Raw genomic sequence first — 20,101 nt, 5'->3', positions numbered from 1 at the left:
GCAGTCCGGAACACTCACCCGAATTACCCTAGCCCAGCGGTTCGTCCAGTTCAAACAAATAATGACAAATAACAGGATGGGGTAAGTGGGATAAGACACTCAAGGTCTTAGACGATAGTCTTAGTTTGCCAGGATATGATTTGTTGATCTGATTAATTATCCTTTAAAAACAATAATATAAAGGCCTCCTCCATCATCTGCAGCTTCGCCTATACATGCGCCTTTCCGACGAGGTGAGGCGCGGGTAAACACAAAGTATAATATGTAAAAACTTGTCTTTTTTATCGGCGTGGGCAATCTTGCAGGCGTTGTTTACGCCACACGAGAGCACTCCTTCCATCCTTTCATGTGGTGTCTTCCCGAAGCTCGACGACAAGAGAGATAATCCATGCGAACGCTTCCACGCCTTTTCTGTGCCTCCCTGCTGGCAGTCACCTCGACAGTGGCTCTCGGCGACGATTACCCCTCCAAGCCCATCACGCTGATCGTGCCGTGGTCAGCTGGGGGCGGCACGGATGCTGTCGGCAGACAGTTCGCCTCGGGGCTTCAGGAAGAGCTGGGCCAGCCCGTGAACGTGGTCAACCGCACCGGGGGCTCCGGGGTGGTGGGGCATATGGCGATGAAGATGGCGCGTCCGGACGGCTATACCCTGGGACTCGGCACCGCGGAGATCGCCACCTACCAGCATATCGGCACCGCAGACCTGTCCTATGAGGACTTCACGCCGATCGCCTTGCTCAATCTCGACTACGCCGCCTTTACCGTCAATGCGGACTCGCCCTGGCAGACGCTGGATGACGCCCTTGGCGATATCGCCGATTCTCCGAACGAATACACGGTTTCGGGGTCGGCGCCTGGCGCGGCCTACCACCTTTCCTTCGCCGGCTTCTTGGATCAGCAGGGAATCGATCCCAACACGGTCAACCTGGTGCCCACCGAAGGGGCGGCGCCTGGCCTTCAGGAACTGGCGGCCGGCGGGGTGGACATCGTGTTCTCGTCGCTGCCAGAAACCGAGTCCATGCGCGAATCGGATCGGGTGCGCACCCTGGCGGTGCTGGCCAGCGAGCGCGAGGAGGCCTTCCCGGATATTCCCGCCGCCAAGGAAGTGACCGGTGATGACTGGTCCCATGGTTCCTGGCGCGGCCTGGTCGGTCCCGAAGGACTGCCCGAAGAAGTCTCCAGTCGGCTGTTGAGCGCCACCGAGGCGGTGTGGAACTCCGAGGACTTCCAGGCGTTCATGGAGGGCCGTGGTTTCGGTGCCGTGTGGGAAGGCCCGGCGGGGTTCGAGGCATTCATGGCCGAGCAGGACGCCAACAACGAATCCATCATCGACAAGCTGGGCCTGGCTCAGTGAAGCGTCCGGTGACGCGCCGCGCCAGCGGCGCCTTGACTGGGGCGTTGCAACGCCCGGGAGATCTTCATCATGCGCACCAGTGATGCGGTGTCGGGTGCGATGGCGGCAGCCCTGGGGGCTGCCCTCATCGTGGCGGCGGCGGATCTGAGCCCCTTGCCGCGCCAGGTCTACGGCGCCGGCACCTTTCCCAAGGTGGTGGGCGGTCTGTTGCTGCTGATGGGCAGTCTGCTGGTCATCAAGGGCATACGGCAGCGACAGCCGTGGTGTCGCTGGACGGGCAAGGTGGCATTGCGCCCCTTCCTTAAGGGGCTCACCGCCGTGGTGGCGAGTGCGGTGGCCTACATCCTGCTGGTACCGGTGCTGGGCTTTCCGCTGGTGGCCTTCGGGATTCTCTGGTTGCTGTTTCAAGTCTACTACCGCCGTGGCGGGGTGCGGTCGGCCCTGATCGCGGCGCTGGCCACGGCGGCCATCTGGGGGCTGTTCGCTCAACTGCTGCATGTGCCCCTCGAACCCGGACTCCTCGAACAGGTGCTCTACTCATGACGGAACTCCTGCAAGCCGCCTCGATGGTATTCGACTGGCACGTGTTGTTCGTGATCGTCGCGGCCTCCCTGTTTGGCCTCTTCATGGGGGCCATTCCGGGGCTGACTGCCACCATGGCGACGGCCCTGCTGGTGCCGGTCACCTTCTTCATGGACCCGCTGCCGGCCATCGCAGCCATCGTCTCGGCCACCGCCATGGCGATCGTGGCGGGCGATATTCCCGGCGCCCTGCTGCGGATGCCGGGAACCCCGGCGTCTGCCGTCTATGCCGACGAAGCCTTCCTGATGGGCAAGCAGGGGAAGCTCGGCCTCGCCCTTGGCATCAACGTGACCTGCTCGATGCTGGGGGGGATCATCGGCGTGGCGGTGCTGGCCCTGTTCGCACCGCGTATCGCCGAATTTGCCCTGCAATTCACCAGCGACGAGTACTTCTGGCTGGCCTTGCTGGGGCTGTCATGCGCGATCCTGGTGTCGGGGGGGGACCCGCTGAAAGGGGCCATCTCGATGCTGATTGGCCTGGCCATTGCCATGGTGGGCATGGACAGTGTCTCCGGGCAGATGCGCTTCACCGGGGGTAGCTACGAGCTGCTGGCCGGGGTGTCGCTGTTGCCGGTGCTGATCGGCCTGTTTGCCATCACCGAGCTCCTGCGCAGCATTCCGTCGTCGGGCCATGGGACGCCGAAGGTCGAAGTGCCCCGCCGGAACGTGATGGCGGGCGTGGGCGCGACCACCTGGCGCTACAAGGGAGGTGTGGCCCGCGGCGGCCTGCTGGGCACCCTGATCGGCGCCTTGCCGGGGGCCGGGGCGGATATCGCCTCCTGGGTCAGCTATGCCATCAGTCGCAAGTTCTCTCGCGAGCCCGAGAAGTTCGGTACCGGGCACCCCGAGGGCCTGGTCTCCGCCAGTGCCGCCAACAACTCGGCCCTGTCCGGCGCCTATATTCCTGCACTGGTCTTCGGGATACCCGGTGATACCGTCACCGCTATTATCATCGGGGTCCTGACGACCAAGGGAATCACGCCGGGCCCCGATGTCTTTACCGAACAGGGCGCCCTGGTCAACGCCATCTTCATGGTCTTTGTGCTGGCCAATCTCCTGTTGCTGCCCCTGGGCCTGCTGGCCATCAAGGGCGCCGGCAGGCTGCTGGCGGTACCGACCGGGGTTCTCTACCCCTTGATCCTGATCTTTTGTATCGTAGGGGCCTTCTCCGCCAACAACACCATGTTCGATGTCTGGGTGATGCTGGGTCTCGGGTTGCTGGGATACTACCTGATGGCGAACGACTTTCCGCTCGGCCCCTTGATCCTGGCCTTCATCCTCGGCCCGATCATCGAGAGCAATTTCATGCGCTCGATACTGAAATCCGATGGAGATCTGCTGGCCTTCGTCGATCGTCCCATCGCCATGGTGCTGGCTGGCCTCGCCATCCTGGTCTGGACAATGATCATCGCCAATGCCATCCGGAAGCGTCCCGCTCAGGGAGGCACTTTCGAGGCGGGTAGCGGGGCCTGAGGGTGAACAGCCCTCGGCGGATGACACGCTGGATACTTACGATTGAATGGATCCCTCCGCCCTGTCCTGCTGCAGCAGGGCGGCCTCTCACCGGAGCAATGCACCATGGGAAGTGACGCAAAGTTTTCACTGGCTTCGGCGGTCTATGAAAAAATCCTGTCGGCAATCATCGACGGTCAGTACCCGGTCAACAAGAAACTACCGACCGAGGCCCAGCTGTGTCAGCAATACGAAGTCTCGCGTCCCGTGCTGCGCGAGGCGCTGGTCCGGCTCAAGGAGGATGAGCTGGTGGTCTCGCGTCGGGGCTCTGGCAGCTTTGTGATCCGTCAGCCCGACAGCGCCGTCTTGAAGTTCGCGCCCATTTCGAGCATCGCCGACATCCAGCGCTGCTTCGAATTTCGTACCAACGTGGAGTCGCAGGCGGCGCATCTGGCTGCCTTGAGGCGAACGCCCGAGCAGCTGGACAATATTCGTCGTTGCTATGACGCCATCGATGAGGCGAACGCGCGTCAGGCGCTGGCGACCGACGAAGACTATCGCTTGCACCTGGCGATCACCGAGGCCGCCAGCAATCACTACTATATTACTGTGTTGAAATCGCTCAACGAGAGCATCAAGGAGGGCATGAACCTGACCCGGGGGCTCTCGCTGATGGCGTCACAGGAGCGATTGAGACTGGTTCAGGATGAGCACCTGGCCATTGTCGAGGCCATCGCCGACAAGGATGGCGAACGCGCCGAGGCCGCCATGCGCGCGCATATCAGCAATGCTCGCCACCGGATGTTCGAGGGAGCACACTGAGCCTCCCGCCCGACGGTCACCGCCTGATAGGCCCTGACAGGGCCTGATAAGAGGGCCTGATAAGAGGGCCTGATAAGAGGGCCTGAGCAGGCAGGGGCGAACCCTTCCTTGTGCGCCAGGAACATCGCAAGGCCTGCGAGTCATCGCAGGCCTTTTTCGTGCCTGCCTTTTTCGTGTCTTCCTTAAGCCGGCAGGGGCATCGGGGCACAGGCCCTCACAACGAGGCCGAGGCCAGGCGTCGGCCTCGTTACCTCACCCTCATACCTCTACCCACATCCGCATCAGGTTCGCGTAGCTCTTGGAGAGGGTCTTGAAGGCGTCGGTGTTGCCGCTCGCGTCGAAGAGCTGGCGACGGGTGGTGTCCAGGTCGAACAGCACCTCCCGCTGGCGCGGGTCGCGGACCTGGCTCTGCGCCCAGCCCACCGCGGCCAGGCGCTCCCCGCGGGTCACCTCCTCGACCCGGTGTAGGGTCGAGGAGGGGTAGAGCACCAGCGAGCCCGCCGGCAGCTTGAAGGTCTGCTCGCCGGCGGTGGACTCGATCAACAGCTCGCCGCCGTCATAGCTCGCCGGGTCGCCCAGGAACAGGGTGTAGGAGATATCGGTGCGCAGGGCGCCGCCGGGGCTTCCCATCACGGCGTCATCGACATGATTGCCGTAGGCCATGCCCACGTCGTAGCGGCTGAACATCAGCGGCTTCATGCGGGCCGGGCGCACCGCCATCTGGAACAGCGGGTGGCCGGTGAGGGCCCGGGTGAGTTCCTCGCGCAGCTTGGAGACCTCGGGGTCGCGGCCATCGGCCTGCTGGTTGTGCTTGACCGTGCGCGCATGCCAGCCCGCGGTCTCGCGCCCGTCCTTGAACGGCACCTCGGCCAGGGTGGTCCGTGCTCGCGCGAGCAGCTCAGGGGAGATGATGTCGGCGATACAGAGGATCACGGCGGGACTCCTGGTGGGTAGTGGGGATGATAGCGGGGATGAAAATACAGGACCAAATGTTAATCGTTTGTATTTCGATACGATAGTCGGCATCCTAACAGGGCCGGCTGGGTCCGCGCACGTGTTCATTCCTGTCGCGAGATCGGCTGCCCAGCCCCCCCTACAAGACGATAGCGCAACAGCATGGAGATCATCATGTCCAGCACGCGGACGAAGATTTGGGTCGGTATCGGTGCCAGTGTCTTTCTGGGCGCCAGCGGTGCCTCTTGGGCGAGCAGCGACGAAGAGGCGGTCAGCGCCTCCGCCAGCGGCGAGGCACAGCTGGTGACCGAAGCCGGTGAAGGTGGCGAAGGTCATCACGGCGGCGAGGCCGGTGAGGGCGGCGAAGGCCATCACGGTGGCGAGGCCGGCGAAGGTGGCGAAGGCCATCACGGTGGCGAGGCCGGTGAAGGCGGCGAAGGCCATCACGGTGGCGAGGCCGGTGAAGGCGGCGAAGGCCATCACGGTGGCGAGGCCGGCGAAGGCGGCGAAGGCCATCACGGTGGCGAGGCCGGTGAAGGCGGCGAAGGCCATCACGGCGGCGAGGCCGGTGAAGGCGGCGAAGGTCATCACGGTGGCGAGGCCGGCGAAGGCGGCGAAGGCCATGGCGGCAATGACGCCTTCTCGGTCTTCTCCTACCTGAACGCCGAGGCCGGCGGCGAAGGCGGTGAAGGCGGTGAAGGTGGTGAAGGTGGTGAAGGTGGTGAAGGTGGTGAAGGTGGCAGCCACTACTCCTCTACCAACCCCGGCGTCTATGTCTCCACCCTGGGCCTGATGGAGGGCCACCTGCGCGTGGCGGCAGAGCTCTACCGCGAGGGCGCCAAGGAAAACGCGCTGGCTCACTTCTTCCATCCCGTCGCCGAGTACTACACCTCGCTGGAAGCGGGCCTGGATGCCCGTGGCGTCGAGGGCCTCAAGCCGGCTCTGCTGGCGGTCGCCGAGGAAGCCGAGAAGGGCGGCGCCTGGTCGGACCTGGAAGACGAGTACGCGGCGGCCCGCGCGGCGATCCACGCAGCGCAGGACGCGATCGAGCCTGACCTCAAGCTGGATGCGACCTTCCAGAGCCGGGTGGTGCTGGCGTTGACCAACACTGCCCTGGCCGAGTACATCGAGGCCATCGATGGCGAACAGTTCGTCAACGGCCCCGAGTACCAGGATGGCCGCGGCTTCATGCTGGTCGGCCGCGAGATGCTCTCGCTCCAGGAGCCGACCCTGAGTGCCGTGGAAGGTCCGGCCTACCCGGAGGTGGTCGAGGCCTATGAAGACATGATGACCGCCTGGCCGAGCGCCGCCGTTCCCGAGACGCCGGCGGTGAGCTTCGGCGAGCTGTCCAGTAAGGCCTTCGAACTGGAGGTGCTGCTCAAGCGCTACTGATGCCCGCCAGGGCGATTCAGCCAAAAAGGCCCGCGACGCTTGGCGTCGCGGGCCTTTTGCCGTCTGGGGCCGGGTGTTTGCCCTGCTTTCCTCAGGGCCAGCGAGGCGTGTGGTTCGAGCCTCCTCCGGGCCTGCGCCTGACCGGTTCTTGCTAGGGGGCGGTCAGCTCGGGACAGCGATCTGCTCGTCAGCGGCGAGGGCTCACAGGCTGGCCTTCACCGCGGCCAGGGCGGGCTTTCCGTCGCGGGTCGTCACGCCATCGAGGAACTCGGCCACCTTCTCGGGGTTGGCGACCAGCCAGTCGTGGGCGACGGCTTCCAGTTCATGCTCCTTCAGGCTGTATTCGCGAATGAAATCGCTCTGGGTGTCGGCCGTGAAGGCAAACTGGTCGAGCAGGCGACGCATGTTCGGGTTGGCCTCGCTGTAGGCCTTGGAGACGATGGTCTTGACGTCGTTGCGGCCGTTGTTGGCGCCGTAGACGCCTTCCGGATCGTCGAGGATGCGGCTGTCGTATTCCGGCACCATCCAGTGCGGCGTCCAGCCATAGAAGACGATCCAGCGCTCGTCCCGCTGCGCGGCCGCGACTTCACTGAGCATGCCGGGCGTTGAGGAAGACATGCCTTCCCAGTCGCCGAGGCCGTAGGTGTCGGCCTCGATGGCGCCCTCCAGCATGTCGGTCACATTGGAGCCACTCTCGATGCTGTAGACGGTATGGCCGAAGCGCTCGGCGACGTCCGGGTCCGCCAGCTGTTCGGCGCTGGTGATGCCGGCTTCATAAACGTAACCCGGCACGGCGAAGCCCATGCGCGCGCCGCTGATGTTGTTGCCCAGATCGACGATGGCGTCCTTGGCCATGGCAGCGTCGTAGATGTTCTTCTGGGAGGGCATCCAGCCGGCTAGGAAGACATCGCTTTCGTTGGTGGCGAGGGTCTGGTAGCCGACCGTCGAGCTGAGCTCCTGCTTGTTGCCGGTATACCCCAGCGGTTCGATGAGCTGGGCGAGGATCTCGCTCTTGACGGTGACCCCGGGCCAGGGTGGCACGACCATCCGCAGGGTGTCGTCACGGTCGCCGGCGGCGGCCAGGGTGTGGCTGGCCAAGCCAAGCCCTGCCAGCAGGGTCAGGCTCATGGTGGTCAATCGGATGGTGTTCATATCGTTGTGTCTCCTGGGTGGCAGGTTGACCGCCCGGTGGCGGTCGCGATGTCATCCGTCATTCGAGGCCCTCTCGGGCCTGGTCATGACGAGGCGGGCGTCGCCGCAGTCGATGTGCGCGTCTGGGGATCGACCGGCTCATCCTCTTGCTCATCAGCCCGCTCATCCACCAGCTCGGGCAGGCCATCGAAGGGGGTCCGAGCCAGGACGCGTTCGACCATCGGCACGAAGGTCTCTAGCGGCAGGGTGTCATAGTCGGGATCGAAGCTGGTCTGATCCCAGTCGTCGCAGAACCGCACGGTGCGCTCGAACGCCGGGTGGTCGCGATAGGCGTCGCGGGCGTGGCGGTCGAGGCCGAAGAAGTGGCGATAGTGGTAGCCCTGGAAAAGCTCGTGGTGGCGAATCATCCAGGCGTTCAGCGGGTCGATGAACGGCTCGAGGATCGCGGCGGCGATCTCGGCGTGGTTCGCCGGGGCCAGGTCATCGCCGATGTCGTGCAGCAGGGCGCAGACCACCATTTCCTCGTCGGCGCCGGCCCGCAGGGCACGGGTGGCGGTCTGCAGGCTATGTTCGTAGCGGTCCACCGGATAGCCATGGTGATCACCGCGCAGGCGATCCAGATGGGCGAGCACCCGCCGGCTGGCATCGGCCTGGTAGTCGCGAAAACGTGCGTCGATCAGGGCCCATTCCTCACGACGGGCCTCGTCGAAGCTGCGAAAGCGGGCCTGGGTCATCGGGGCGGAAGGCTGAGAGGCTTGGCTCATGCGGTGGCTCCTTGTGAAGTGGACCGCTGGTCGCGCAACACCAGGCGACGGCTCGCGGTGCTGTCCTGGTCGACGTAGCCCTGGCGCATGTGGCGGACGCCGTTCTCCAGGTGGAAGGACTTGCGCCCATGGAGCAAGCGGTAGTTGTCCATGATCAGCATCTGGCCGGGCTCGAGCTTGATGTTCAGGGTCAGAGCCTCGGAGGTGATCAGGCGGTAGAACGCCTGGCGAGCGGCGTAATAGCGGCGCAGCTCCGCGCTTGGCCGGGCCGTGATGCGCTCGGTGCGGTTCGAGTAGCGCACCCGCATGAGGTGACCCTGGCCGTCGAGCTCGATCAGCGGGCCCTCGCTCTCGAGCCGAGCGGTGGCGTCGTGGTAACGGAAGCCCGGGGTCACGCGGGTCAGGCAGGCGAAGGCCTCGGGGTCCTCCTCGCGCAGGCGCTGGGCCGCGCGGAAGCCATCGACCACGATGTTGTCCCCGCCGTCGGCGGCATTGGCCAGGCAGTGCAGCCAGACGAAACCGGGGATCGGATCACGATAGGGGTTGTCGGTGTGGGGCTCGAGCCCGCGCTGGGTCATGGTCAGGTCATAGGCATTGGCCACCGACTTGACGTCGGCGACGCCGCCCCAGTTGGTGCGCCGCTGCGGGCCGATACGCGGCATCAGGGTCTGCATGCCGTCTGCCTCGTCGGGTACCCCATCGACCCGCACGAAGCCGAAACGATGCAGGTTTTCCAGCAGGTCGAGCAGGGCATCGTCGTCGTTCAGGGCTTCGGCAAAGCTACTGTGGGGAATCTCGCCGAGGCTTGAATCCCACAGCTGGCGGCCGGCCAGTTCGTCTGCCGGCGCCATCTCCTCGCACAGGGCCGCCAGGGAAAAGCGGCTCTGGTGGCCGTCGCTGAAGCGGATCTCGAGCCGGTCGCCATCGACGCTGGCCTCCAGGACCCCCAGGTCCAGTGGCAGCTCGGCGGCCTCGATCAGGCGTTGACCGGTCTGCGGGTCGAGGGTGTCGGCATCCGGGGCGCGCTCTCGCAGCCACAGGGCATCCAGTTCGAGGTCGTTCCCGGCGTAGTGAAGGTGAAGCTGCTGCCCGTCGGCTGACCGGCTGAGATGGCCGCTGATGCTCATGACACTGGGTTCTCCGCTGAGGGGGCGATGGCCCCGTTGATTGAGGGCGACGTCGCTACCCTAACGCCGGAGAACGGCGGTTATTTGATCTTTTTCGCCTTATTCATGATACAAATGGCCTCATGACCGATACTTCCTGGCCCTACGTAAGGCCCGATTCGCCGCCGTTGCTGGCGCCTGACGATGCTGAGCTGACCCTCAACGTCTGGCTGTTGCCCAAGTTCTCGATGCTGACGCTGTTCTGTCTGCTCGAGCCCCTTCGGGTCGCCAATCGGTTCGGCCGTGACCTGTTCGCCTGGCGGCTGCTGTCCTCAGACGGGCAGGCGGTGGTGGCCAGCAATGGCGTGCGCATCGATGTGGACGGGCGGCTCGATAGCCTGTGCCAGGACGCGCGGCGGGATCACCTGGCCTCGGAGAGCCGCTTGATGGTGGTGTCCTCCTACGAGCCGGAGGCCACCGTCGAGGCCGAGGACCGGGCGGTGCTGAGATGGCTTGCGGCCCATGGGGCCTGGCTGGGCGGGCTCGATACGGCGCCCTTCATCCTGGCCCGTGCCGGGGTCCTGCAAGGCTATCGGGTGGCCATGCACTGGGAGAGCGTGCCGGCCTTTCATCAGGAGTTTCCCGAGCTCACGGTGAGCTCGGCGCTCTACGAATGGGAGGAAGGCCGCCTCACCGGCTCAGGGGGCGCGGCCGGCATCGACCTGATGCTGTCATGGGTCGAGAGGCGCTATGGGCCCTCCCTGGCCGATGCCGTGGGGCGACAGATCGGCTACCAGCGAGGCGAGGGCATCGCCACGGGGCGCGAGCGCCGCGGGGATCCGTCGCTGCCTCGCAGCGTGGTGCGCGCCCTGGCGGTGATGGAGGCCAACCTGGCCCAGGCGCTGGGGGTTCCGGAGATCTGCCGGCTGGCGGGGCAGTCGCAGCGGCAGTTGACCCGGCAGTTCGCCGCCCACTTCGGCGAGACCCCCAAGCAGTGCTACCTCGGGATGCGCCTGGACCACGCCCAGCGCATCCTCGCCGACAGCCACTCCAGCGTGACCGAAGCCGCCTATGCCGCCGGTTTTTCGCACCTGGCCCACTTCTCGCGAGCCTATCGGCGGCGCTTCGGCGAGCCGCCCCGTGCCACCGCGCTGCGTGGCACAAGGCCCTGATGTCAGGCCGATGCTTATCCGGGATCGCCCTCGTCCGCTGGGTGCTATCCCCAGTGGGGCGCCTGGCTAAGAAGGGTCAGTGGCGGCGAGCGCTCAGGGTGAGCAGGTCGTCGGCGAGATCGTCGGCCAGGGCGTGGAGCTCGGCTGCGTCGGTCGCGCGCTCGGCCTGGGCGCGTAGCCCCATGATCATGGTCTGGTAGCGGCGGGCCAGCCGGGCCGGCTGGCGCGCGGGGGCGTCATCGGCGAGTTCGCCGGCCTCCCGGGCGGCTTCGAAGGCGGCGGTGAAGCGCGCCTCCATGCCGTCCAGCAGCTCCCGGGCGAGGCGGGCGTTGACGCCCTCCGCGCCGAGCTCCAGCAGCGTCTTCATCAGCAGGCAGGCATGGCAGGGTCTGGGGGTGTCCCGCAGGCCACCCAGCAGCCGCAGGTAGTCGGCCAGGCCGCCCAGTGGCGAGGGGTTGGCGGCCAGGGTGCGCTCGAGCTCCACCAGTCCCTGGCGGCCGTAGCGGTCGAGCACCTCGCCGAACAGCCGCTCCTTGCTGCCGAAGCTCGCATAGATACTGCCCGGGCGCATGTCGAGGGCGCCCTCGAGATCCTTCAGCGAGGCGGCGTGATAGCCCTTGCGCCAGAACAGGGCGAGGGCCTGATCCAGGGAGTGCTGACGGTCGTGGCGGGTCTGGCGTGGCATGGGCGCGTCCTGGCGGCCGCGGCGGCGACCGGATGAATCTTGAGTGAACGCTCAAATTTTATCTTGAGTGATCACTCAAATCCAGTTAGCCTGAAGACACATCAACGGCAGGAAGTGTCATGTCCTGATTTGAGCGATCGCTCAAAAATACGTTCGGCGCTTCTCTGCTCCATCGATTCGTGACTCAAGGCAACGAGGTACTACATGAGCTCCTATACCCTGCACGACAAGACCACGGCCCCCGCGGAAAGCCAGCCGCTGCTCGAGAATTCCGTCAATGCCTTCGGCATGATCCCCAACCTGCATGCGGTGATGGCCGAGGCGCCGGGCCTGCTCGAGGGCTATCAGCAGCTGCACCAGCTGTTCCTGGACTCGAGCTTCGATGCCGACGAGCAGACCGTGGTCTGGCAGACCATCAACGTCGAGCATGAGTGCCACTACTGCGTGCCGGCCCATACCGCCATCGCCAAGTCGATGAAGGTCGATGACGCCATCACCGAGGCGCTGCGCAACGAGACGCCGCTGCCCAGCGACAAGCTCGAGGCCCTGCGCACCTTCACCCTGGCCATGGTGCGCAACCGCGGCAACGTCGATGCCTCCGCGGTCAACGACTTCCTGGCCGCCGGCTACACCCAGCGTCAGGTGCTGGAAGTGGTGCTGGGCCTCGCCCAGAAGGTGATGAGCAACTACACCAACCACTTGGCCGAGACGCCGGTCGACCAGCCGTTCCAGGCCTTCGAATGGCACAAGGTGAGCTGATCCGCGCCTGAGCGAAAACGTAACGCTCAGGCCCTGGATCAGGAACAAGAAAGGCCCGCTCCTCGGAGCGGGCCTTTTGCGTTGATGGCCGGGGGCTGACCCGGCCTGGTGCCGGCGCCTCGATCAGGAGGCGTAGGCCCCGGCGGCATAGGTCAGCTCGTAGCTGTGGCTGTAGATCTCGAGGATGTTGCCGAACGGATCTTCCATGTAGACCATGCGGAATGGCTTCTCGCCGGGGAAGTATTCGCGTACCGGCATGCGCTGCTTGCCGCCGGCGGCGACGATGCGCTCGGCCAGCCCCTCGACGTCCGGGTCCTGGACGCAGAAGTGGAAGACGCCGGTCTTCCAGTATTCGAAGTTGTTCTCCGGGGTTTCCTGATCCTTGAACTCGAACAGCTCGACGCCGACCCGGTCGCCGGTGGACATGTGGGCGATGCGGAAGGAGCCCCAGCCCGGGCCGAAGACGTCGGAGCACATCACGCCGATGGCCGAGTCGTCCTCGACGATGGTGGTCGGCTCCATGATCACGTACCAGCCGAGGACCTCGGTGTAGAACTTGAGGGCGGCCTCGACGTCGGGCACCGAGATGCCGATGTGGGAGAAGGTGCGGGGATAGACCTGACTCATGATGCTGTCTCCTGCCGTAAGGCGAAAGGAAGTGAACGCCTTGCATACTAGGCGTCGGTCGCCATAATCAAAACCACCATGCCGTTATGATCGTGATAAGAGATGCTTATGCTTCAGCCTCAGTGGCTGCGCACCTTCGAGACCCTGGTGGAACTGGGCAACTTCACCCGCGCCGCCGAGCGCCTGGACCTGACTCAGGCCGCGGTCAGCCAGCACATCAAGCACCTGGAGGCCCGGCTCGGGCCGCTGCTGCTGCGCCAGCCCCGGGGGCTCGAACTGACCCCGGCGGGCCATGCGCTGCTCGACTACCAGCGGGAGATGCAGGCCGCCGATCAGCGCCTCAAGCAGCGCCTGGCCGGCGATGACGCTAGCCAGGGCGAGCTTTCCCTGATCACCCCGGGCAGTATCGGCCTTGCCATCTATCCCCACCTGCTGGCGCTTCAGCACGAGGCCCCGGGGCTGGCCATCCGCCATCGCTTCGCCCCCACCGCCGAGGTCATCGCGGCGGTGCTCGATAATCGTGCGGAGCTGGGGCTCGCCACCCAGCGCCCGGAGGACCCGCGCCTCGCGGTCTCGCTGTTCGCCCGGGAGGCGCTGGAGCTGGTGGTGCCGGCGGGCGTCGAGATCGAGAGCTGGGCAGACCTTGAGCGGCTCGGCTTCATCGATCATCCCGACGGCCATGACATGGCCACCCGGCTGCTGAGCCGCCGCTTCCCCGGCAACCCCGGGGTGCGGCGGCTACCCTGTCGCGGCTTCACCAACCAGATCGGCCTGATTCTCGAGCCGGTGGCTCAGGGGCTCGGCTTCAGCGTGCTGCCGCGCTTCGCCCGGGAGGCCTACCCGCACCCCGAGGCGATCCGGGTCGTCGAGGGCGAGCCGGTGGTGGTCGATACCCTGTGGCTCCTGCACCGCGCCGAGTGGCCGCTGTCGGCTCGGGCAGAGCGCGCCGTCGAGCGACTCAAGGCGCGGCTGGTCGGCGGCCCGTCAGCCTAGCGGCGAGAAGCCGATGCCTTCGACCAGGCCCTCGAGGGCATGGCGGCCGGCGATCGAGTTGCCGTAGCCGTCCAGGCGCGGCGACCACACGCAGATGCTCATGCGCCCGGGCAGGATGGCGATGATGCCGCCACCGACGCCGCTCTTGCCGGGCAGGCCGACCCGCCAGGCGAAGTCGCCGGCGGCGTCATAGAGGCCGCAGGTCAGCAGCAGGGCGTTGAGCTGGCGGGTCTGCACCGGCGAGACCACCCGGCTGCCGTCCAGCGGGTTTACGCCACCATTGGCCAGGAAGGCCACGCTGCGCGCCATCTCCACGCAGTTCATCGCCACCGAGCAGCCATGGAAGTAGGTGTCGAGCACCGTCTCGACCTCGGCGTGCAGGTTGCCGTAGGCCTGCATCAGGTAGGCCAGCGCCGCGTTGCGGGCCTTGTGATCCATCTCCGAGCGCGCCACCCGCTCGTCGAAGCCGACGTCGTCGCTGCCGGATAGCCGCCGCAGGTGCTCGCGCAGGGTGTACTGGGTGGCCACGATGCGCGACACCAGCAGGTCGGTGACCACCAGCGCGCCGGCGTTGATGAAGGGATTGCGCGGCACGCCCTGCTCTACCTCGAGCTGCACCATCGAGTTGAAGGCCTGGCCCGAGGGCTCACGGCCGACCCGGGACCAGATCTCCTCGGGCGCCAGGCGCTGCATGGCCAGCACCAGCGCATGCACCTTGACGATCGACTGGATCGAGAAGCGCGTGTGGGCGTCGCCGGCGACCTGCACCCGGCCGTCGACATGGCAGACGGCGATGCCGAAGCGGTCCGGGTCGACCTCCCCCAGGGCGGGAATGTAGTCGGCGACCCTGCCCTCGTTGAAGCAGCGGGGCGCCTCCTTACTGAGGCGGTCGAGCAGGGCCTGGAGGGCATCGTGGTCGAGGTCGGCGGTCATGTAGCCAGGGCTCCATCGGTGACAAAAAGCAGTGACAAGAACGAGGCGTGAAACGCGAGAAAAGACCGCGCAGTCTAGCCGATCCGACGAGGCTTCGATATTGAGCGGGCGTTCAAGAAAGTTTGAAGGCTGGCAGATCCGCCGTTATACTGCGCGGTTTTCCAATCGGCTTGCCGATTCCCGCTGGCCTTGCAGGCCACTCCATCCGCTCTCTCGCCACGTCAGGAGGCTCCGTGAACGAAAGGCCCCTCTCGCTCGCGAACGCTCACCACTGATCCCGGATTTCGTCATCCCCGATTTCTCCATCAGTGATCGCTCCCTGACGCCATCGGCGTTGCCATGCTCGCTCATCGAACGCCTGCCTGCGGTTTTCCGGGCGATGCGATGACATCCCAACCAAAGGTTTTCCATGACCCAACCAGCCCGTTCTAGTCACTCCGAGACCCGCGAGGCCGGCCCTCGCCTGGGCGACCCGGTGGTGCTCGTCCTGAGTGTCGGCTTCATCGTCGCCTTCATCGCCCTGTCGCTGTATGACATCGACATGGTCGCCAACGGCATCAGCGCCGGCTTCGCCTGGACCGCCCGCACCCTGGGCTCTTACTTCCAGCTCCTGCTGCTGCTGACCTTCTTCATCGGCATCGGTGTGGCCATGTCGCCGGCCGGTAACGCCAAGGTGGGCAACCTCCAGACGCCGGAGCTCAGCACCTTCAAGTGGCTGTCGATGATCATGTGCACCCTGCTTGCTGGCGGTGGCGTCTTCTTCGCCGCCGGCGAGCCGGTCTATCACTTCGTGGTCACGCCGCCGGCCTTCGACACCGAGGCGGGCACCGCCGAGGCGGTCGCCGGCGCCCTGGCGCAGTCCTTCATGCACTGGGGTTTCCTCGCCTGGGCGGTGCTCGGCACCCTGACCGCGGTGGTCATGGCCCATGCCCACTACGTGAAGGGCCAGCCGATGCAGCCGCGCACCCTGCTCACGCCGGTACTCGGCGAGCGCCTGATGAGCGGCCCGCTGGGCGGCCTGGTCGATGCCCTGTGCGTGATCGCCGTGGTCGCCGGCACTGTGGGGCCGATCGGCTTCCTGGCCACCCAGGTCAGCTTCGGCCTGCATGAGCTGTTCGGCCTGCCCGAGGGCTACGGCAGTCAGCTTGCCGTGCTGGCCGTGCTCGGTGCGATCTACGTCACCTCGGCGATGACCGGCATCCATCGCGGCATCCAGGTGCTCAGCCGCTTCAACGTCTTCCTGGCGCTGGCGATCGCCGCGGTGATCTTCGTCTTCGGTCCGACCCTGTTCCTGACCGATGCCTTCACCCAGGGCTTCGGCACCTATCTGACCTCCTTCTTCTCCATGGCCACCATGACCGCCGAGACGGCCCCGGCCTGGTGGATGAAGTGGTGGACGGTGTTCTTCTTCGCCTGGTTCATCGGCTATGGCCCGCTGATGGCGATCTTCGTCGCCCGCATCTCGCGGGGCCGCACCATCCGTCAGATGATCCTCGCCGTGGCCGTGATGGCACCGGTTGCCACCACCGTGTGGTTCACCCTGCTGGGCGGTTCGGGCATCTTCTACCAGCTGACCGGCGTGATCGACCTGACCGAAGCCCTCAACAGCTTCCAGTTCGACGTGGCGACCCTGACCGTGGCCCAGGCGCTGCCGGGCGGCTCGCTGATGGCGGTGGCGATCCTGCTGCTGACCACCATCTTCGTCGCCACCACCGGCGACTCGATGAGCTATGCGATCTCCGTCGTCGGGGCCGGCCATGACGCGCCGAACCCGCTGATCCGCGCCTTCTGGGGCATCGCCATGGCGCTGATGGCGGCGATCCTTCTGTACATGGGCGCCGGCCAGATCAGCGCCCTGCAGCAGTTCATCGTGATCACCGCCATCCCGGTGTCGCTGGTGCTGCTGCCCTCGCTGTGGACCGGCCCGCAGGCCGCCTACGCGATGGCTCGCGAGCAGGGGCTGATCGATCAGCCGCGCAAGCGCGAAGCCTAGGCCATGGCCGCGGGGATGGTTCTCGCGGCTCGGTCGTTGACCATCGCCCCCTGGCGCCATTGGCCCAGGGGGCGTTTTTTTGGGTCCATCGCAGGTTGGCCTGAAGCGGGCAGCGCGGGGGCTCAAGCCTCACACCATCTCGCCTAGTGCCAATGAGCCGGTAGTGATTGAGGCTGGGCGCGGCCCTTAGCCATGGCGAATCAGGTCGGCTCCCCGCTCCGCGATCATGAAGGTGGGGGCGTTGATGTTGCTGCCCACGATACGGGGCATGATGGAGGCATCGATGACCCTGAGCCCTTTCACGCCTTTCACTCGCAGGTCCGGTGTCACCACGCTCAGGGGATCACTGGCCAGCCCCATCTTGCAGGTGCCGCAGGGGTGATAGGCGCTGGCGCTGTGATCGCGAATGAAGGCATCCAGGGCCGCATCGTCTCTAATCTCCGGGCCCGGAGAGGTTTCTCGCTCGTGGTAGGCCGCGAATGCGGGTTGCGCGAGCGTTTCCCGGGCGAGCGCGAGGCCTTCCCGCATCTGTTGCCGGTCTTCCTGTGTCGCCAAGTAGTTAGGGTCGATCAGTGGGGCCTCGGACGGGTCGGCGGAGTTTAGCCGTACCGTGCCTCGACTCGTCGGTCGCATGGGGCCGGCGCCCAATCGGTAGCCATGGACGCTGGTACTGGGCAGCCAGTCGTTGCCGAAGAAGACCGGGAAGAAGTGAAACTGGATATTAGGCCGGTCGTCGGCCGAGTCGCTGCTGAGGAAGGCGCCGACATGGCACTGGTTGACGGCGGCGACCCCGCGCTTGAAGGCAAACCACTGCACACCGGTCCAGAGCATTCGGTGTGGTCGGAGCTCGGCGTTGAGCGAGACGGGGCGGTCGGTCTCCACCTGCACGTGGGCCTCGAGATGGTCCTGCAGGTTCTCGCCGACGCCGGGGAGGTCCTGCACTACGTCGATGGCATGCTCGCGCAGGTGGTCGGCGGGGCCGATACCGGAGAGCATGAGCAAGTGAGGGCTACCAAAGGCCCCGGCGCTGAGGATGACTTCGCGCTCGGCGTGGTATTTCACTCGCCTGCCTTGGCACTCGCTCTCGATGCCGGTAGCTCGGCCATTCTCGGTAATGATGCGCTGCACCCGCCCCTGCGTCAGTACCTCCAGGTTCGGCCTGTCGGCCACCGGGTGAAGATAGCTACGCGCGGCGCTGGAGCGCAGGCCATCGCGCACACTCATGTCGAAGCGGCAGAAGCCTTCCTGGTTGGCACCATTGGGGTCTTCGGTCTTGGCAAAGCCCGCCTCGGCACCAGCCGCCAGGAAGGCTCGATTGAGTTCACCTAGCCGTTCCTGACGCTGGACTCCCACCGGGCCTGAGCGGCCACGGTAGCTCGCATCGCCATGGTCGCAGCGCTCGAGTCGCTTGAAGTAAGGCAGACAATCCGCATAGGACCAGCCTGAACAGCCGAGCTCGGCCCACTCGTCGTAGTCGCGGGGATGGCCGCGCAGGAAGGTCATGCCATTGATCGACGAGGAGCCGCCCAGGGTCTTGCCCCGGGGCTGCTGGATGCGGCGCCCGTTCAGATGAGCCTGAGGTGTCGTCTGGAACCACCAGTTGAAGCGATTGGTGGGCTTGAATACCGAGCGAAGCCCGGCCGGCATCCTGAGGGTCCATGAGCTATCCCGTGGCCCGGCTTCACATAGAAGAACACGGCAGTCCGGATCTTCTGAAAGCCGATTGGCGAGGACGCAACCCGCCGTCCCGGCGCCCACGATGATGAAATCGTATATCTGGCGTTTGGGCATGAGCCATCATCCGTTGAAGAAAGATGGCCGACAGCGTGGCTGCCGGCCTGGGCAAGGTCAGTAGACACGGGGCACTTTGCCGAGGTTGGCGTAGATCGTCTTGATCTGGGTGTAGGTTTCGATGGCTTGCAAGCCATTCTCGCGACCGAGGCCGGAGTGCTTGTACCCACCGAAGGGGATCTCGGGCGGCAGGGCGTTGTAGTCGTTGATCCACACCGAGCCGGCCTGGATCTCGTGGGCCACGCGATGTGCCCGCGCGAAGTCCTGGGTGAAGACGGCTCCTGACAGCCCATAGCGGGTGTCATTGGCGCGTTCGAGCACTTCTGCCTCGTCGTCGAAGGGCAACACCGCCATCACCGGCCCGAAGATTTCCTCGCGCACGAAGCGCATGTCGTCGCGACAGTCGGCGTAGATCGCCGGCATCACGAAATTACCACGCCCGAGCGGACCGTCCGTCAGCCGCTCGCCGCCGACCACGTGTACCGCCTCACCGGCGTTGGCGTCTTCGATATAGCTCATCACCTTGTCCAGGTGACTGCGGCTGATCAGAGCGCCGACCTGAGTCTCCGGGTCGAAGGGGTCGCCGATGCGCATCTGCTCGACCCGCGGGCGCAACTGGGCGACGAAGGCGTCGTAGATGCCCCGCTGGACGAAGACGCGGGTGCCGTTGGAACAGACCTCGCCGGCAGAAAAAAAGTTGGCGAACAGGGCGGCGTTGACGGCGCTCTCCATGTCGGCGTCATCGAAGATGATCAGCGGCGATTTTCCGCCCAGCTCGAAGGTCACGTGCTTGAGACTGCTGGTGGCGGCATCGGCCATGACCAGCTTGCCGGTCTCGGCCTCGCCGGTGAGCGTGACCTTGGCTACCCCGGGGTGGCGGCTCAGCAGTTGCCCGGTGCGGCCATCGCCTTGCACCACATTGAAAACGCCGGCCGGCAGTCCCGCCTCGGCGAAGATTTCCGCCAGCTTGAGGGTCGTCAGCGGAGTGAGCTCCGCTGGCTTGAACACCATGGTGTTGCCACAAGCCAGCGCCGGCCCAGCCTTCCACATGGCGATCTGGATCGGATAGTTCCATGCCCCGATGCCGGCGCAGACCCCGAGGGGTTCACGGCGCATCATGGCGAAGGCCTCGGGCGGCAGGTCGATATGATCGCCGTGCAGGGACTGGGCCAGGCCGGCATAGTATTCCAGCACCTCGGCGCCGGTGATGATATCGACCTCACGGGTCTCCTGAATCGGCTTGCCCGTGTCCAGCGTCTCGAGCTCCGCCAGCTCGTCGTTGCGTTCGCGCAGGAGCTGGGCCGCTCGGCGCAGGATGTTGCCCCGTTCCACGGCGGGGGTGCGCGACCAGGTCTTGAAGGCTTCCTGCGCCGCTGCGACGGCGTGGTTTACATCGGCCTCGCCAGCCTGCTGTACCTGACAGATCACCTCGTTGGTGGCCGGATTGACCGTGTCGAAGACCTCCTGGCTAGAGGCATCCACGTAGCGGCCGGCGATATGCAGCCGTTGCAGGGGCAGGGTGGTATCTGCGCCGTACTTTCCGGGTAGCGATTCTTGGTAGGACATGTAGC

The 20,101-nt window shown here is 65.6% G+C and carries 18 protein-coding genes; 9 read left to right on the top strand and 9 right to left on the bottom strand.

Features of this window, described 5'->3' with window-relative positions; genetic code table 11:
- The first annotated feature begins 388 nt into the window (after positions 1-388).
- The 4 genes from IEJ03_RS15295 to IEJ03_RS15280 all read left to right on the top strand — a co-directional run bounded on the left by IEJ03_RS15295 (position 389) and on the right by IEJ03_RS15280 (position 4,209).
- The gene (locus IEJ03_RS15295; protein WP_192035649.1) at positions 389-1,354 is read left to right on the top strand and encodes a tripartite tricarboxylate transporter substrate binding protein; all 966 of its coding nucleotides are present in this window, start codon (positions 389-391) and stop codon (positions 1,352-1,354) included.
- 69 nt (positions 1,355-1,423) lie between these two features.
- A complete protein-coding gene (locus IEJ03_RS15290; RefSeq protein ID WP_192035648.1) occupies positions 1,424-1,897 on the top strand; it encodes a tripartite tricarboxylate transporter TctB family protein in 474 nt (157 codons plus the stop codon).
- On the top strand, positions 1,894-3,408 hold the full coding sequence (locus IEJ03_RS15285; protein ID WP_242457999.1) for a tripartite tricarboxylate transporter permease: 1,515 nt from the start codon (positions 1,894-1,896) through the stop codon (positions 3,406-3,408). The genes IEJ03_RS15290 and IEJ03_RS15285 overlap by 4 nt, the downstream gene beginning before the upstream one ends.
- Before the next feature lie 105 nt (positions 3,409-3,513).
- Positions 3,514-4,209, top strand: a complete 696-nt coding sequence (locus IEJ03_RS15280) for a FadR/GntR family transcriptional regulator (RefSeq protein ID WP_192035647.1) — start codon at positions 3,514-3,516, stop codon at positions 4,207-4,209.
- 258 nt (positions 4,210-4,467) lie between these two features.
- Here IEJ03_RS15280 and IEJ03_RS15275 read toward each other — a convergent pair whose 3' ends face one another.
- Positions 4,468-5,142 carry a Fe2+-dependent dioxygenase gene (locus IEJ03_RS15275; protein WP_192035646.1) on the bottom strand — a complete coding sequence of 225 codons (675 nt, stop codon included), beginning with the start codon at positions 5,140-5,142 and terminating at the stop codon, positions 4,468-4,470.
- Positions 5,143-5,337: 195 nt separating this feature from the next.
- Here IEJ03_RS15275 and IEJ03_RS15270 point away from each other — a divergent pair, with 195 nt between their 5' ends.
- On the top strand, positions 5,338-6,555 hold the full coding sequence (locus tag IEJ03_RS15270) for a hypothetical protein (protein ID WP_192037371.1): 1,218 nt from the start codon (positions 5,338-5,340) through the stop codon (positions 6,553-6,555).
- Between the two features lie 201 nt (positions 6,556-6,756).
- Here IEJ03_RS15270 and IEJ03_RS15265 read toward each other — a convergent pair whose 3' ends face one another.
- The 3 genes from IEJ03_RS15265 to IEJ03_RS15255 all read right to left on the bottom strand — a co-directional run bounded on the left by IEJ03_RS15265 (position 6,757) and on the right by IEJ03_RS15255 (position 9,598).
- Positions 6,757-7,707, bottom strand: a complete 951-nt coding sequence (locus IEJ03_RS15265; protein WP_192035645.1) for an ABC transporter substrate-binding protein — start codon at positions 7,705-7,707, stop codon at positions 6,757-6,759.
- 83 nt (positions 7,708-7,790) lie between these two features.
- Positions 7,791-8,441, bottom strand: coding sequence for an HD domain-containing protein (locus tag IEJ03_RS15260; RefSeq protein WP_192037360.1), 651 nt, complete (start codon positions 8,439-8,441; stop codon positions 7,791-7,793).
- Positions 8,442-8,467: 26 nt separating this feature from the next.
- Positions 8,468-9,598, bottom strand: coding sequence for a TauD/TfdA family dioxygenase (locus IEJ03_RS15255; RefSeq protein WP_192035644.1), 1,131 nt, complete (start codon positions 9,596-9,598; stop codon positions 8,468-8,470).
- A gap of 122 nt (positions 9,599-9,720) precedes the next feature.
- On the opposite strand from IEJ03_RS15255, the gene IEJ03_RS15250 reads away from it, so the two are divergent.
- A complete protein-coding gene (locus tag IEJ03_RS15250) occupies positions 9,721-10,749 on the top strand; it encodes a helix-turn-helix domain-containing protein (RefSeq protein WP_192035643.1) in 1,029 nt (342 codons plus the stop codon).
- A 76-nt stretch (positions 10,750-10,825) separates the two neighbouring features.
- Here IEJ03_RS15250 and IEJ03_RS15245 read toward each other — a convergent pair whose 3' ends face one another.
- Complete coding sequence (locus IEJ03_RS15245) at positions 10,826-11,434, bottom strand: TetR/AcrR family transcriptional regulator (protein ID WP_192035642.1); 609 nt, start codon at positions 11,432-11,434, stop codon at positions 10,826-10,828.
- A gap of 204 nt (positions 11,435-11,638) precedes the next feature.
- Between IEJ03_RS15245 and IEJ03_RS15240 the strand changes: the two genes are divergently transcribed.
- On the top strand, positions 11,639-12,193 hold the full coding sequence (locus IEJ03_RS15240; protein WP_192035641.1) for a carboxymuconolactone decarboxylase family protein: 555 nt from the start codon (positions 11,639-11,641) through the stop codon (positions 12,191-12,193).
- A gap of 123 nt (positions 12,194-12,316) precedes the next feature.
- On the opposite strand, the gene IEJ03_RS15235 is transcribed toward IEJ03_RS15240, so the two are convergent.
- The gene (locus IEJ03_RS15235) at positions 12,317-12,820 is read right to left on the bottom strand and encodes a lactoylglutathione lyase family protein (RefSeq protein WP_192035640.1); all 504 of its coding nucleotides are present in this window, start codon (positions 12,818-12,820) and stop codon (positions 12,317-12,319) included.
- Positions 12,821-12,928: 108 nt separating this feature from the next.
- Between IEJ03_RS15235 and IEJ03_RS15230 the strand changes: the two genes are divergently transcribed.
- On the top strand, positions 12,929-13,813 hold the full coding sequence (locus IEJ03_RS15230) for a LysR family transcriptional regulator (protein ID WP_192035639.1): 885 nt from the start codon (positions 12,929-12,931) through the stop codon (positions 13,811-13,813).
- Here IEJ03_RS15230 and glsB read toward each other — a convergent pair.
- Positions 13,805-14,746: a glutaminase B gene (glsB, locus tag IEJ03_RS15225; protein WP_192035638.1), complete on the bottom strand. Its 942-nt coding sequence runs from the start codon at positions 14,744-14,746 to the stop codon at positions 13,805-13,807. The two genes, IEJ03_RS15230 and glsB, sit on opposite strands and share 9 nt — an antisense overlap.
- Before the next feature lie 409 nt (positions 14,747-15,155).
- Here glsB and IEJ03_RS15220 point away from each other — a divergent pair, with 409 nt between their 5' ends.
- Entirely contained in the window at positions 15,156-16,739 is a 1,584-nt protein-coding gene (locus tag IEJ03_RS15220) for a BCCT family transporter (protein WP_192035637.1), read from the top strand.
- Between the two features lie 186 nt (positions 16,740-16,925).
- Here IEJ03_RS15220 and IEJ03_RS15215 read toward each other — a convergent pair whose 3' ends face one another.
- Positions 16,926-18,530, bottom strand: a complete 1,605-nt coding sequence (locus IEJ03_RS15215) for a choline dehydrogenase (protein ID WP_192035636.1) — start codon at positions 18,528-18,530, stop codon at positions 16,926-16,928.
- A 57-nt stretch (positions 18,531-18,587) separates the two neighbouring features.
- The gene (gene betB, locus IEJ03_RS15210; RefSeq protein WP_192035635.1) at positions 18,588-20,096 is read right to left on the bottom strand and encodes a betaine-aldehyde dehydrogenase; all 1,509 of its coding nucleotides are present in this window, start codon (positions 20,094-20,096) and stop codon (positions 18,588-18,590) included.
- Positions 20,097-20,101 lie beyond the last annotated feature (5 nt).

The sequence above is a fragment of the Halomonas sp. YLGW01 genome, assembly GCF_014840935.1.
GTDB lineage: Bacteria > Pseudomonadota > Gammaproteobacteria > Pseudomonadales > Halomonadaceae > Onishia.
Note: the sequence above shows the minus strand (reverse complement) of the source record. Positions and strands in the feature narration are given on the sequence as shown.